The sequence below is a fragment of the Acidimicrobiales bacterium genome (genome assembly GCA_035546775.1).
GTDB lineage: Bacteria > Actinomycetota > Acidimicrobiia > Acidimicrobiales > JACCXE01 > JACCXE01.
The window spans coordinates 1-14,103 of record DASZWD010000031.1; the positions used below are offsets into that span (position 1 = coordinate 1).

A 14,103-nucleotide genomic window follows, 5' to 3' on the forward strand; every position below is an offset into this window, starting at 1 on the left:
CACCCGGGTCACCCTCGCGTTGGCGATTACGCCCGAGGAGGTGCGACCCGAGTCGGACAACTCGACAGTCGTCGTGCTCGTGGGCCGCGTGCACCGCGGCGTGATCAAGGCGCTGCGCTACGCCAAGTCGATGCGGCCGAATCACATCGCCGCGGTGTACGTCGCCTACGAGGACGGCGACACCACCCAGATCGAACAGGAATGGCGCGACTTCGGCATCGACGTGCCCCTCGAGATCGTGCACTCGCCCTACCGCGAGCTCGTCGACGCCGTCGTCAACTACCTCGACGAACTCGACGATCGTTGGGGCCCCGCCACGACGACCGTCGTCATTCCCGAATTCGTGGTGGGGCACTGGTACGAGCAGGCGCTGCACAACCAGTCGGCGCTCGCCATCAAGCTGGCGCTGCTGTTCCGCGAGGGAACCGTGGTGGCGTCGGTGCCCTACCACGTCGGCAAGCAGCAGCCGGCCAAGGCGGCTCCCGTCGAAGCGCTCGAGTCGTAAGTTTTCCACAGCCTCGTATCTTGAATTTTGAGGGGCTGAAAACTAGAGTCTGCGCCGGTAAAAATGGACGCCGAGCTCACTCAGTCTGACCTGACGCAGTCCGAGCGCGAGACCCTCAAGGCCATCTACCGGGCCACGCGGACCGCGCCTGACGCGCATACCGGTGTACTCGCCGACGCCCTCGGCGTGGCCCCCGGCACGGTCACCGCGACCGTGAAGAAGCTCGCCGATCGCGGCCTCGTCGACCACCGTCCCTACCGCGGCGTCGAACTGACGCCAATGGGCCGCCAGATCGCCGTGGCGACGATCCGTCGCCACCGCATCGTCGAGCGCTTCTTGTCCGACATGCTGGGCTACGCCTGGAACGACGCCTCCGGGCTCGCCGGCTCGTTCGAGCACGACCTGCCCCAGGAGGTCGAGGACCGGCTCTACATCGCCCTCAACCGTCCGGCGACGTGCCCGCACGGCTTCCCCATTCCCGAGCCCGAGACGGCCGAAATTCCCGTGCTGCCGCCGCTGTATGCCCTCGAGCCCGGTGAGACGGCGATCGTCGCCGTGCCCGGCTCGACCGATCCGGCAGTCATCGACTTCCTCGACACGCTCGGCCTGCGGCCGGGCGTGCGCGTGCGGGTGCGCGAGAAGCACCCCTTCGACGGTCCGCTCGTCCTCGAAGTCGAGGGCGAGGACCGCACCGTGGGCGAGCGCATCGCCCGTCAGATCTTCGTCACCCGTGACGAGTCGTCAACCAAAGGCAACACCAAAAACAGAAAGGAAACAGCGTGAGCGCATTGCTTGCCGCTGAAGGGGGCTACCAGGCCTTCACCCTCAAGGGTGGAGAGTTTGCTGTGCTCGCCTTCTCGGGCGCGACCGCGATCCTCGCAATCCTCGTCGGCTTTGCCCTGATGCGCGGCGTCCTCGCCGCCGACCAGGGAACACCGACGATGATCGAGATCGCCACCGCGATCCAGGAGGGCGCGTGGGCGTACCTCAAGCGTCAGTTCCGCACGATCGGGATCATTCTGGTGCCGGTCGCCGCCGTCGTGTTCTTCACGTCGACCAAAGTCGTGAAGCCCGACCACACCGTCGCGCTGAGCTTCGTGCAGTCGGCGACGTTCCGCACCGTGGCCTTCGTGCTCGGCGGCCTCGCCTCGGCGCTGGCTGGCTACATCGGCATGACGCTCGCCACCCGCGGCAACGTCCGCACGGCCGCCGCGGCCCGCAACGGGTCGATGAAGGACGCCCTCAAGGTGGCCTTCCGCACCGGCGGCGTGGCCGGCATGTTCACCGTCGGCCTCGGCCTGCTCGGTGCGACCGCCATCATCGCCATCTTCCAGAACACCAGCTCGGCGATCCTCGTCGGCTTCGGTTTCGGTGGTTCGCTGCTGGCGCTGTTCCTGCGCGTCGGTGGCGGCATCTTCACCAAGGCGGCCGACGTCGGTGCCGACCTCGTCGGCAAGGTCGAAGCCGGCATCCCCGAAGACGACCCGCGTAACCCGGCCACCATCGCCGACAACGTGGGCGACAACGTCGGCGACTGCGCCGGCATGGCCGCCGACCTCTTCGAGTCCTACGAGGTCACCCTCGTCGCCTCGATCATCCTCGGCGTGGCCGCGTTCCACTCGGTGCACATGAACCCGGCCCTCGGCCTGGTCTTCCCCGTCGCCGCCCGCGCCATCGGCGTCGTTGCTTCGATCGCCGGCGTGTACGCCGTGCGGGCCAAGGAGGGCGAGACCAACGCCCTGAAGCCGATCAACCGCGGCTTCCTCACCGCCGGCATTCTCACCGTCATCGGCACCCTGGCGCTCGCCATCGGCTACGTGAAGAACTACTACGTCGACTCGGCCGGTGCGCACCACACGAACAACGTCGGCTGGAAGTGCTTCTTCGCCGTCGTCATCGGCCTCGTGCTCGCCCAGCTCGTCAGCCGCCTCACGGAGTACTTCACGGGTACGCACTACGGCCCGGTGCAGGAGATCGCGCGGTCGGCTCGCACCGGTCCCGCGACCACTGTCCTGGCCGGTACGTCGGCGGGTCTCGAGTCGTCGGTGTACGCCATCATCGCCATCGCCGTCGCCCTGGGCGCCGCGATCGGCCTCGGCGGCGGCAACCTCCAGCTGTCGCTGTACCTCGTCGCCCTGTGCGGCATGGGCATGCTCGCCACGACGGGCGTCATCGTGTCGGAAGACACCTTCGGCCCGGTCGCCGACAACGCGGCGGGCATCGCCGAGATGTCGGGCGAGTTCGAAGGCGACGCCGAGCGCATCATGGTGAGCCTCGACGCCGTCGGTAACACGACCAAGGCCGTCACAAAGGGCTTCGCTATCGGCTCGGCGGTCATCGCCGCCGTGGCGCTGTTCTCGTCGTTCATCGAGACCTCGGCGAGCGAGCTCGGCATCAAGCCGGCGCTCAACGACGCCCGCGGCGTGTTCGACAAGCTGCCGCTCCAGATCAACGTGGCCGATCCCAAGACCTTTATCGGTCTCCTCGTCGGTGGCTCGATCGCCTTCATGTTCTCGGCGCTCGCCATCCGCGCCGTCGGCCGCACCGCCGGCGTCGTGGTGCAAGAAGTGCGTCGCCAGTTCGCCGACGGCGGCATCATGGCCGGTACCAAGCGTCCCGACTACGGCCCCGTCATCGACATCTGCACCGCCGCCTCGCTGCGCGAGCTCGCCACCCCGGCGCTGCTCGCCGTGCTGACGCCCGCCATCATCGGCTTCGGCATCGGCTTCCAGGCGCTCGGTGCGTTCCTGGCCGCAGTCATCCTCACCGGTCAGCTGATGGCGAACTACCTGTCGAACGCCGGTGGCGCGTGGGACAACGCCAAGAAGTTCATCGAAGACGGCAACGAAGGCGGAAAGGGCTCCGAAGCCCACAAGGCCGCCGTCATCGGCGACACCGTCGGCGACCCGTTCAAGGACACCGCCGGCCCGGCGCTCAACCCGCTGATCAAGGTCATGAACCTGGTATCGCTGCTGATGCTCCCGGCGATCATCTCGCTGCGGCACAACGACGGCGCCCGCTTCAGCATCGCCGGCGCGGGCCTCGTCGTGCTCATCGGCGCCATCGCCTTCTCGAAGCGTGAGGCCGAAGCGATGGGCGGCGACTCGACCCCGACCGCGGCTGCGAGTGGATCCACGCACCACGGCCTCGACGCCGCGCTCGACCTCGTCAAGGAGTCGATCGGTCTCGACACGGACGAGCAGCCGACCGTCCTGCCCACCCGGGCGCGCTCGGCGACGGCTACCAAGAAGGCTCCGGCCAAGAAGGCCGCCGCCAAGAAGGCTCCCGCGGCCAAGAAGGCTCCGGCCAAGAAGGCTCCGGCCAAGAAGGCCGTCCGCTAACGAAACAACTCAGCCTGTGTTCTGTCGCACACGAAACGTGTGCGACAGAACACAGGCTTTTTCGCGCTAGCGGATCGCCAGGGCGTTCGGGGGACTGGCGACGCCGTGGCGCAGGTTGAGCGGCGCCGAGGTGAACATGCAGGCGTAGCGGCCGTCCGCCGCGCAGGCCGCCGCCAGTGCGCCGAGGTTGAACATCTCGCCGAGCGGTATGCCGAGCAGCGGCAGGAAGTGGATGTGGCCGAACAGCTCGCCGCGGTTCTCCTCGTCGGCCCAGCCGGCCCGGCGCTGCTCGAGCGTCAGTTCGGGCTCGTGGGGCATGACCTCCACGGCGGGATTGTCCGCGCCGATGGCGGCGATGTGCTGGTTCCACAACCACGCAGCGGTCTTGCGTCCGGGGCGGATGCCGGGCGTCGAGTAGTCCTGCGAGTACGTCACTCGTTCTTCGGCGGTCATCGACTCGTACCACTCGATCCAACCGGTGCGCAGCAGTAGCACGTCGCCTGGTTCAAGGGTGACGCCCTGGGCCGCGAGGCAAGCGTCGAGCTCTTCGGTTTCGATCGGGTCGTTGCGGTCGAGGCGCAGCGGCGTGCCGTTGGCTTCCCGCCACCGGCCGATGTCGACGAGCACGCCGCGGCCGACGATGCCGCGTTGCGCCCAGAAGTGGATCCCGTGCGCTTCGTCGGGGATGCCGCCGTAGTTGCCCCGCGTCGGGTGGAAGACGTGGCGCAGGCCGTCCCACTGCGACGAGGACTGCGTGTTCCAGTGGTGCAACACGTCGTCGCGGTGCGTCGTCCCGGCGACGATCTCGTGCTCGAACGAACCCCGGCCGAACAGCGGCGGGTCCGGCAGCTCCATGTCCCAGTTGAGGGCGAACGTGTCGCCGGTCTGCACGAGCGCTGCCGCGGCGCGGACGCGCTCAGGGGTCAGGAGGTTGAGCGTGCCGTACACCTCGTTGCCCGGCCACAGGTGCCAGGAGTCGCCGTTGGGGAGTTCGTCGTAGGAGGGCAGGTCCGTCATCGTCGACGGACGCTAGGCACCGAAGTGCAGCCCGCGCCTCGCGTGTTCTGGGTTCCGATCAGAACACGTCAAGGCGCGGGCTGAGTCTTCGAGCCCCCCTTTCCCGTCAAGTTCATGGCGGCAAGCACCAAGAGGTTCGTTGGTGCCCGTTTGAGGTCATCCGGTACCCACGTCGACTCGCGTGAGCGCTCGAGCTCCTCGACGAGAGCACGCCGGCATCCGCGTCGTCGCCGAAGTTCGGCAGCGAGGTGTGGTGCGGTGATGACCACGAGGGTCACCGTGCGCCCGTCGACCTGTGGAACGCAACCCGCGTTAGTTGTGGATTAACCGTGGATTTGCCGCGAGTTATCCCCGTTGCCGCGCCGGGCGCGCAGGATCTCGAGCCCGACCGGGATCCCGGAGAGCGCAATGATCAGCAGGATCACCGGCAGGAGGTACTTGTCGATACTCGGGACGGTGTCGCCGAGGATGTCACCGGCGACGATGACGCCCGCGGCCCAGGCGACACCGCCCACGAGGTTGTAGGCGGCGAACGTGCGCCACTTCATCGTGCCGATGCCGGCCACGATCGGCGCGAACGTGCGCACGACCGGGACGAAGCGCGCCAACACGATGGTGCGGCTGCCGTAGCGGTCGAAGTAGCCCTGCGCCTGCTCGACGTACTCCTGTTTGAACAGGCGCGAATCCTGACGCCGGAACAGCGCCGGGCCGACCCGCGCCCCGAATTGGTAGCCCACCTGGTCTCCCAGCACCGCGGCGGCGCAGCACCCGACGATGATGACGCCCAGGTTGAGTTTGCCTTGGCTGGCGAGCAGTCCCGCGGTGAACAGCAGCGAGTCGCCGGGCAGGAAGAAGCCGATCAGGAGGCCCGATTCGGCGAAAATCACCGCCAGCAACCCGATTGTCCCGAACGTCTCGATCAGGTGATTCGGGCTAAGAAGCGTGGACATCGGCGAGGAGGTTAGGGACTCATGTGTTTGACAGACGAGTTTTCCTCTGCCAAGTCTGGAAAAAGAGATGCCTAAGCCCCTCGTCATCGTGGAGTCGCCGTCCAAGGCGCGAACCATCGCCGGAATCCTCGGCAACGACTTCATCGTGGAGTCGTCGGTCGGCCACATCCGCGACCTGCCGCGCTCGGCCAAGGAGATCCCCGAGGCGTACAAGAAGGAGAAGTGGTCCCGCGACGGCGTCGACGTCGAGAACGACTTCAAGCCGCTCTACGTCGTGCCCGAGCAGAAGAAGTCGGTCGTGCGGGAACTGAAGGCGTTGGTGAAAGACGCCAGCGAGATCTACCTCGCCACCGACGAAGACCGCGAGGGCGAGGCGATCAGCTGGCACCTGCTCGAGACGCTGTCGCCGCGCGTGCCGGTCAAGCGCATGGTCTTCCACGAGATCACCCGGGCTGCCATCGAAGAAGCCGTCGCCCATCCCCGCGACCTCGACATGGCGATGGTCGACGCCCAAGAGACGCGGCGCATCCTCGACCGTCTCTACGGCTGGCGCCTGATCGAAGTGCTCCGGCGTAAGGGACCGGGCGGGGCGACGGCTGGGCGCGTCCAGAGCCCGGCGATCCGTCTGCTCGTGGAGCGGGAGCGGGCGCGCATGGCGTTCCGCTCGGCCAACTACTGGGACATCGAGGCGGTGTTCCGCAAGGACGACGCCGCCTTCAAGGCGGGGCTCCTGTCGGTCGACGGGCGGCGCCTCGCCGACGGCAAGGACTTCGACGCCACGACGGGTCGGCTCACCGCCGATCGGTTGCTGCTCGACGAGGTCTCGGCGCGGGCGTTGGCCGATCGTCTCTACGGCGTGCCCGTCACCGTTCGCAGCGTCGAGGACAAGCCCTACAAGAGCTCGCCCAAGCCGCCGTTCATCACCTCGACGCTCCAGCAGGCCGGCAACAACCAACTGGGGATGACCGCGCAGCGCACGATGCGCGCCGCCCAGAGCCTGTACGAGGCCGGCTTCATCACCTACATGCGCACGGACTCGACGACGCTGTCGGAACAGGCGATATCTGCCGCCCGCCGCACCGCCACCGACCTGTTCGGGGCGGACTACGTGCCCGACGCGCCGCGGCAGTACACGAAGAAGGTCAAGAACGCGCAGGAGGCGCACGAGGCGATCCGTCCGGCGGGCGAAACGTTCCGCCATCCCGACGAGGTGCGCGGGCAAGTCGACGCCGACCAGGCGCGGGTCTACGAGCTGATCTGGAAGCGCACCGTGGCGTCGCAGATGGCCGACGCCCGCGGCCACACCGTGTCGGTGCGGCTCCAGGCGGTCACGGGGCAGGGCGAGGACTGCGAGTTCTCCGCCAGCGGCCGCATCATCACCTTCCCCGGCCACCGGGCCGTCTACGTCGAGCACGCCGAGCCGGCCGACGGCGACGACGAGGAGCGGGTGCTGCCGCCGCTCGCCGAGGGCGACACGGTGTCGGGCGAGTCGTACCTGCCGCAGGGCCACGACACCAAGCCGCCGGCGCGCTTCACCGAGGCGTCGCTCATCCGCGAGCTCGAAGAGCGCGGCATCGGCCGGCCCTCGACGTACGCGTCGATCATCAACACGATCCTGAGCGAGAGCAAAGGCTTCGCCTTCAAGAAGGGCAACGCGCTTGTGCCGACGTGGGCGGCGTTCGCCGTCGTGCAGATCCTCGAACAGCACTTCGGCCAGTACGTCGACTACCAGTTCACCGCCGACATGGAAGAAGACCTGGACAAGATCGCGGCGCGCCAAGAAGAGCGCGTGCCGTGGCTGAACAACTTCTACTTCGGGGACGGCGCCGGCCTGAAGCCCATGGTCGACAGCGCCATGGACGACATCGACGCCGCCGCGGTCAACAGCATCAAGCTCGGCGAAACCGACGACGGCAAACCCGTCGTGGTGCGTGTCGGCAAGTACGGCCCCTACCTCCAGGTGGGCGAAGAGAACGGACCGTCGATCCCGCCCGACCTGCCGCCCGACGAGCTCACCGTCGAGCGCGCCCTCGAATTGTTCCGGGCGCCGTCCGCGGATCGCGAGCTCGGCACCGATCCCGGCAGCGGGCTCGTGGTGTTCGCCAAGAACGGCAAGTACGGGCCCTACGTGCAGCTCGGCGAGATCGAGGTCGACGCCAAGGGCAAGGCGAAGAACAAGCCGAAGACGGCGTCGCTGTTCTCCACGATGACCCTCGAGCGCATCACCCTCGACGACGCGCTGCAGTTGCTGTCGCTGCCCCGCGAAGTCGGTGTCGATCCGGCCGACGGCGAAATGATCACGGCGCAGAACGGCCGCTACGGGCCGTACCTGACGAAGGGCAACGACAGCCGGTCGCTCGAGAACGAAGAGCAGATTTTCTCGATCACGCTCGACCAGGCGATCGCCATCTACGCCCAGCCCAAACAGTGGGGCCGGCGGGGTGCTCCCAAGCCACCGCTGGCGACGTTCGGCAACGACCCGATCAGCGGCCGGCCGATGGTGGTCAAGGACGGCCGGTTCGGTCCGTACGTGACCGACGGCGAGACCAACGCCACCATTCCCGCCGGTGTCGCCATCGAGACGCTCACCGAGGAGCGCGCCATCGAGCTGCTGGCGGAAAAGCGCGCAAAGGGCCCAGCGCCGAAGAAAGCCGCCGCCAAGAAGACGGCGGCCCAAAAGAAGGCTCCGCGCAAGGCGCCGGCCAAGAGGGCATCCGCCAAGAAGTAGGGCGTTTAGTGTTGCTCTGTGGCTGAGCCGGACGCGTCGCCCAAGGGGAAGGGCGTTCTGTCGATCAAGCCGTTCCGGCGGATGTGGTCCGCTTCGCTGGTTTCGAGCTTCGGTGACTGGATCGGCCTCGTGGCGATCACGGCGCTGGCCCAGCGCGTTTCGAAGGGCACCGGCGAAGGTGCAGTGGCCTTGGTGCTCTCCGCCCGCCTGCTACCGGGCTTCTTCCTCGGTCCGCTGGCGGGCGTCGTGCTCGACCGCTTCGACCGGCGCCGCGTCATGCTCATCTGCGACATCGGGCGGGCGCTCGTGTTCGCGTTCTTGCCCTTCGTCGATACCGTGCTCGGGCTGTTCTTCGCGTCGCTGTTTCTCGAGGCGCTTTCGATCGGCTGGTCGTCGGCCAAAGAGGCGACGGTGCCGAATCTCGTTCCGACGGCGCAGCTCGCCGGGGCCAACTCGGCGTCGGTCGCCGCCGCCTACGGAACGTTCCCACTTGGCAGCCTCGCGTTCTCATTGCTGGCCGCGCTGTCGGCGCCCCTCGGGCGGATCGGTCCGCTGCACGCGTTGCGCGTCAACAAGGAGTCGCTGGCGCTGTGGGCCGACGGCTTTACGTTCATCGCTTCGTTCTTCTTGGTGCGATCAGTCGAGTTCCCCAAGCGCGAGCGCATCCACGTCGACGGCGCCGAGCAGAACGTGTTCCGCGACCTGCGCGACGGCTGGAAGTACATCGGTACGAACTCGCGTGTGCGTTCGGTGCTGCTGGGCCTCGCCGCGGGACTGTTCGGGGGCGGCATGCTCGTGCCTCTCGGCGCCACCTTCGCCACGAAGGACCTCGGCGGTGGTCCCGCCGGATTCGGCGCGCTGATCTCCGCCCTCGGTTTCGGCGTGGCGATCAGCGTGATCGGCCTGTCGCTGCTCCAGGCGCGGCTCAAGCCCGAGCCCATGTTCATCGGTTCGCTGTTCGTGGCCGCGGCGTGCATCTCGCTCGGCGCGACGGCGTCGTCGATGACGCCGGCGGTGTTGTGGGTCGGTGGGCTCGGGCTGTGCGCCGGCGGCGTGTACGTGCTGGGCTTCACGATCATCCAGACGAACGTCGAGGACGAGTTGCGCGGGCGCGTATTCGCGACGCTCTACGCGATGATCCGCGTGGTGGTGCTGGCGTCGTTCACGGTCGCACCGATCATGAGCCGCCTGCTCGGATCGCTGGCGTCGACCATCGGGTTCCACGTATCGGGTGTCCGGGTGGCGCTGTGGGCCGCCGCCGGCATCATCAGCCTCGCCGGGTTGGGATCGGTGCTGTCGTTGCGCGACTCGATGTCGGCGCGCGAGCGGCACCCCACGTCCAACGCGACGACGTGACCGGCCGGCTCATCGCCTTCGAGGGCGGCGAGGGGTCCGGCAAGTCGACCCAGGCGGCGTTGCTGGCGGAACGACTCGGGGCGCGCCTGACGCGTGAGCCGGGCGGCACACCGCTGGGGGAGAAGATCCGCTCGGTCGTGCTCGACCCCTCGAGCGGGGTTGTGGACCCGCGCGCCGAGGCGCTGCTGATGGCCGCCGCGCGCGCCCAGCACGTCGCCGAGGTGATCGAGCCGGCGCTGGCGCGCGGCGAGACGGTCGTCACCGATCGCTACATCGGATCGTCGCTGGCGTATCAGGGCCACGGTCACGGGTTGTCGGTGGAGGAACTGGTGCAGCTGTCGCACTGGGCGACTGACGGACGGCCGGCCGACGTGTCGGTGCTGTTGACGGTGCCGGCCGACGTGGCCGCCGAACGCATGCGCCGGCCCGTCGACCGCATGGAGCGGTTGGGCAAGAAGTTCCATCGCCGGGTCAACGAGGGGTTCGTGGCGCTGGCGGGCGCCGCGCCGGACCACTGGGTGGTCGTCGACGGCGTCGGTTCGATCGAGGAAGTCGCTCAGCGCGTGAACGACGCCTACGACGCGTGGGTGAAGGCGCAGTGAAGCCCGACGAGCTGCCCGTGCTGTCCTTGTTCGACGGCGTCGTCGGCCAGGACGCGGCGGTGTCGTTCCTGCGTTCCTCGGCGCGCGCCCCGGTGCACGCCTACCTGTTCGTGGGTCCCGACAGCGCCGGCGCGCTGGCCGCGGCGCGGGGATTCGCCGCTGCGTTGTTGTGTCCCCACGGCGGCGACGGTACGTGCTCGGCGTGCACGCGCGCGCTGCACGGCACGCATCCCGACCTGACGATCGTGGAGCGCAGCGGCGCGTCGATCCTCGTCGACGACGCCCGCGAAGTCACCCGCGTTGCGATGCGCTCGCCGATGGAGGGCGGGCGCAAGGTGCTCGTGCTGACCGACTTCCACGCGGTGGAAGAAGCGGCGCCGGCGTTGCTCAAGACGATCGAGGAGCCGCCACCCTCGGCGGTGTTCGTGGTGCTGGCGGATCAGGTGACGCCCGACCTCGTCACCATCGCGTCGCGCTGCGTGCGCGTCGACTTCCCGCCCTTGCCCGAGGAGCTCGTGGTCGAGGCGCTGGTGGGCGAAGGCGTCGCCCGCGCCGTCGCCGAAGAGGCGGCCGCCATCGCCGGCGGCTCGATCGCCCGGGCGCGCCACGTGGCGGCGGACGATGCCATGCGGCTGCGCATGGCGATGTGGCGTCGGGTCCCCGACGAGCTCGACGGCACCGCCGGCGCGGTGGTCGCGGTCGCCGCCGCGCTCACGGAGTTACTCGACGCGGCGGCGGCGCCCGTCGTCGCCCAGCAGAAGCGGGAGGACGCCGAGCTGGCCGAGCGGGCCAAGGCCGGCCTGCCGGTGCCGTCGCGGCGTGACCTCGAAGTTCGCCAGCGGCGGGCGCAGCGCCGAGCCCGCACCGACGACCTGCGCGCCGGGCTCGCGGTGTTGGCCGGCGTCTACCGCGAGCGAGCGGCGCGGGCCGACCGCGGCGAGGCCCGCCGGGCGCTCGTGGCGCTCGACGCCATCGCGTCGGCCGCCGACGACATGCAGTACAACCCCAACGAGATGCCGTTGCTGGAAGGACTTCTCGCCCGCATCTCGTCGTAAGCCATACTTATCGGCCGCCGAACACGGCACGCCCGAATAGCTCAGTGGTAGAGCAACGCACTCGTAATGCGTAGGTCGTGAGTTCAACTCTCACTTCGGGCTCTGACATTCCGTCACTGACCGCCGAATGAAAGCGAATCGGCTGCAGGCCATTTCGCTTCCACAGCGACGCAGTGCTGGTCCCCGAACGTCCCTAGAGCGCTTGGAGATGCATGCACGGCCCCCGGCGTCGCGCAAAACCCCGCAAATGGGTGATGGTGCCGGGGGCACACCGTCCGTACCGTTGGCTGCATGGCGATGTCAGTGCAGCATCAGCGTCCGGTCGTGAGCCTCTCTGAGACGGCTGCCCGTGTCGGGGTGCTGCTGTTGTGCCTCGCGCTGTCCTTCGGCGCTTGGTACGGCTTTACGCAGATCATCCTGCGGGTCATCGCCTAACAGCGGCCCTGCGGCACCGGGCGGTCGCCGCAGGGGCCGCATGCCCTTCCTCGACGGCCTAGCGCGTCCAGCTCGTGAGATAGCTCGCGTCGCTCACGGCAAGGGCCGTGTCGGTGATGTGCAGCGGACGGAAGGTGTCGAGCATCACTGCCACTTCTTCGGTGCGGGTGGCGTCGACCGAGCGCTCGTAGCTTCCCGGCTGCGGCCCGTGGACGAAGCCGCCGGGGTGCAGCGTGATCGAGCGTTGCTCGATGCCGGCGCTGCCGCGGCTCATGAAGTTGCCCTGCGAGTAGAAGAGCATCTCGTCGGAGTCGACGTTGCTGTGGAAGTACGGGATCTTCACCGCGTCGGGATGGAAGTCGAACAGCCGCGGCACGAACGAGCACACGACGAAGTTCGGCCCTTCGAAGGTCTGGTGCACCGGCGGCGGTTGGTGCAACGAGCCGACGATCGGTTCGAAGTCGTGGATCGACAGCGCCCACGGATACAGGCCGCCGTCCCAGCCGACGACGTCGAAGGGATGGTGCGCGTGGCAGTGCCGCGTCAGCCCCGAGCGTGTCCGCACGATCACGTCGACCTGGCCTTCGCCCGCCGCGACGTGCGGGCCGACCGGCGGACGGATGTCGCGCTCGCAGTACGGCGCGTGCTCGAGGAACTGGCCGGCGGCCGAGAGGTATTTGCGCGGTGGGCGGATGTGCCCGCTCGACTCCAAGATCAGCAACTCGACCGGGCCGTCGAGCGACCAGCGGTGCGCGACGCCACGCGGCACGACGAGGTAGTCGCCGTCGCGCACGTGCGTGGTGCCGAAGACCGACTCGAGCACGCACGCGCCCGACTGCACGTAGACGAGTTGGTCGCCGACGGCGTCGCGGTACAGCGGGCTTGTGGCGTCGGCCCACGCCACGCACACCCGCACGTCGTCGTTGCCCAGGAGTAGGCGGCGGCCGAGGACCGGATCGGTGCCGGTTTCCACGCGCGGCGTGCGCAGGTGGATCGGGGCGACCGGATGCAACGGTCGCAGCGGGGGACGGCCGTCGTCGAGATGGTCGACCGACACGAGCGCACTCGGCGAACGCCGGTGATAGAGCAGCGACGAGTCGTCGGAGAAGCCTTCCTGGCCCATCAGTTCTTCGAGCAGGCGCGTGCCGTCGGCGTCGTGGTGCACGGTGTGCCGCTTCGGTGGCACGAGGCCGACGCGTCGATAGAACATCAGCCCACAACCGTACCGACGACGTCGCCCAGTTCGACGCGCTCGTCACCGTCGCCGCACCAGCCGCGCAGCGTGATGGTGTCGCCGTCTTCGAGGAAGCCGGCGCCGAGTTCGATCAGCGAGCCGTAGGTGCCTGGCTCGGCGCCCGACACCGTGCCCGACGCGAACAGGTCCCCGGTGCGCACGTTGGCGCCGTTGCTCGTCATGTGGGCGAGCTGCTGCGCGAAGGTCCAGTAGAGGTCAACGAAGTTCGTGCGGCTGATCGTCTCGCCGTTGCGGTCGACTTCGAGGTGCAGGTCGATCGCCCAGTCACGTCCGCCGCGCAGCGAGGCGTCGGGCTCGGGATCCTGCGGCGGTGACGGCCGGAAGAACGGCCGCAACTCGTCGAGAGGCACCACCCACGCCGAGATCGACGTGAGGAACGACTTGCCGAGGTTTGGTCCGAGCGGTTGGTACTCGAAGGCTTGGATGTCGCGCGCGCTCCAATCGTTCACGAGCACGACGCCGAAGACGTGCTGGTCGGCGTCGTCGACCGCGATCGGCGCGTTGGGTGCGCTGCCAACGCCGACGACGAAGCCGACTTCGAGCTCGATGTCGAGCCGGGCCGACGGTTGGCGGACCACGCCGCCTTCGGTCATGACGAGACCCGTCGGCCGGCGCACCGGTGTGCCGCTCACCACCACCGTGCCGGCGCGGCCGTGGTAGCCGACCGGGAGGTGGCGCCAGTTCGGCAGTAGCGGTTCGCTGTCGGGCCGGAACAGCCGCCCGAGGTTCGTGGCGTGGTGGATCGACGAGTAGAAGTCGACGTAATCGCCGACCTCAAACGGCAACGTGAGGCTCGTGTGCGGGTCTCGGACCAGGCGTCGGGGCCCTGGGCCATGAAGGCGTTGAGCGACGGCTGCTC

12 protein-coding genes and 1 tRNA gene are annotated in these 14,103 nt (G+C 68.5%); 9 read left to right on the forward strand and 4 right to left on the reverse strand.

What is annotated here, in order from left to right; translation table 11 throughout:
• The 3 genes from VHC63_07975 to VHC63_07985 form a co-directional block, all read left to right on the forward strand.
• Positions 1–505, forward strand: a 505-nt coding sequence (locus tag VHC63_07975) for a hypothetical protein (protein HVV36528.1), incomplete at its 5' end; no start/stop codon positions are given.
• 63 nt (positions 506–568) lie between these two features.
• Entirely contained in the window at positions 569–1,288 is a 720-nt protein-coding gene (locus VHC63_07980; GenBank protein ID HVV36529.1) for a metal-dependent transcriptional regulator, read from the forward strand.
• Positions 1,285–3,846 carry a sodium-translocating pyrophosphatase gene (locus tag VHC63_07985; GenBank protein HVV36530.1) on the forward strand — a complete coding sequence of 854 codons (2,562 nt, stop codon included), beginning with the start codon at positions 1,285–1,287 and terminating at the stop codon, positions 3,844–3,846. The genes VHC63_07980 and VHC63_07985 overlap by 4 nt, the downstream gene beginning before the upstream one ends.
• Before the next feature lie 66 nt (positions 3,847–3,912).
• On the opposite strand, the gene VHC63_07990 is transcribed toward VHC63_07985, so the two are convergent.
• Positions 3,913–4,863, reverse strand: a complete 951-nt coding sequence (locus tag VHC63_07990; GenBank protein ID HVV36531.1) for a cyclase family protein — start codon at positions 4,861–4,863, stop codon at positions 3,913–3,915.
• A gap of 323 nt (positions 4,864–5,186) precedes the next feature.
• Positions 5,187–5,813: a VTT domain-containing protein gene (locus VHC63_07995; protein HVV36532.1), complete on the reverse strand. Its 627-nt coding sequence runs from the start codon at positions 5,811–5,813 to the stop codon at positions 5,187–5,189.
• Positions 5,814–5,880: 67 nt separating this feature from the next.
• Between VHC63_07995 and topA the strand changes: the two genes are divergently transcribed.
• From topA to VHC63_08025, 6 genes are all read left to right on the forward strand, one after another.
• Positions 5,881–8,541 (forward strand): type I DNA topoisomerase, encoded by a 2,661-nt coding sequence (topA, locus tag VHC63_08000; protein ID HVV36533.1) that lies wholly within the window; start codon positions 5,881–5,883, stop codon positions 8,539–8,541.
• Positions 8,542–8,559: 18 nt separating this feature from the next.
• Positions 8,560–9,897, forward strand: a complete 1,338-nt coding sequence (locus VHC63_08005; protein ID HVV36534.1) for an MFS transporter — start codon at positions 8,560–8,562, stop codon at positions 9,895–9,897.
• Complete coding sequence (gene tmk / locus VHC63_08010) at positions 9,894–10,499, forward strand: dTMP kinase (protein HVV36535.1); 606 nt, start codon at positions 9,894–9,896, stop codon at positions 10,497–10,499. Before VHC63_08005 ends, tmk begins: the two co-directional genes overlap by 4 nt.
• Positions 10,481–11,554 carry a hypothetical protein gene (locus VHC63_08015; protein ID HVV36536.1) on the forward strand — a complete coding sequence of 358 codons (1,074 nt, stop codon included), beginning with the start codon at positions 10,481–10,483 and terminating at the stop codon, positions 11,552–11,554. Before tmk ends, VHC63_08015 begins: the two co-directional genes overlap by 19 nt.
• Positions 11,555–11,584: 30 nt before the next feature.
• Positions 11,585–11,656, forward strand: a tRNA-Thr gene (locus VHC63_08020).
• Positions 11,657–11,845: 189 nt separating this feature from the next.
• Positions 11,846–11,989 carry a hypothetical protein gene (locus VHC63_08025; GenBank protein ID HVV36537.1) on the forward strand — a complete coding sequence of 48 codons (144 nt, stop codon included), beginning with the start codon at positions 11,846–11,848 and terminating at the stop codon, positions 11,987–11,989.
• Positions 11,990–12,047: 58 nt separating this feature from the next.
• Here VHC63_08025 and VHC63_08030 read toward each other — a convergent pair whose 3' ends face one another.
• Both VHC63_08030 and VHC63_08035 read right to left on the reverse strand, forming a co-directional pair.
• Positions 12,048–13,199: a homogentisate 1,2-dioxygenase gene (locus tag VHC63_08030; GenBank protein ID HVV36538.1), complete on the reverse strand. Its 1,152-nt coding sequence runs from the start codon at positions 13,197–13,199 to the stop codon at positions 12,048–12,050.
• Positions 13,199–14,029 (reverse strand): fumarylacetoacetate hydrolase family protein, encoded by an 831-nt coding sequence (locus VHC63_08035; GenBank protein HVV36539.1) that lies wholly within the window; start codon positions 14,027–14,029, stop codon positions 13,199–13,201. Before VHC63_08035 ends, VHC63_08030 begins: the two co-directional genes overlap by 1 nt.
• Positions 14,030–14,103: the final 74 nt, after the last annotated feature.

Bases quoted from the DNA above. Each gene is read 5' to 3' on its own strand.
- VHC63_08030 (HVV36538.1), bottom strand. From the start codon at position 13,199: ATGTTCTATCGACGCGTCGGCCTCGTGCCACCGAAGCGGCACACCGTG.
- VHC63_08025 (HVV36537.1), top strand. From the start codon at position 11,846: ATGGCGATGTCAGTGCAGCATCAGCGTCCGGTCGTGAGCCTCTCTGAG.
- VHC63_07980 (HVV36529.1), top strand. From the start codon at position 569: ATGGACGCCGAGCTCACTCAGTCTGACCTGACGCAGTCCGAGCGCGAG.
- VHC63_07995 (HVV36532.1), bottom strand. From the start codon at position 5,813: ATGTCCACGCTTCTTAGCCCGAATCACCTGATCGAGACGTTCGGGACA.
- topA (HVV36533.1), top strand. From the start codon at position 5,881: ATGCCTAAGCCCCTCGTCATCGTGGAGTCGCCGTCCAAGGCGCGAACC.
- VHC63_07990 (HVV36531.1), bottom strand. From the start codon at position 4,863: ATGACGGACCTGCCCTCCTACGACGAACTCCCCAACGGCGACTCCTGG.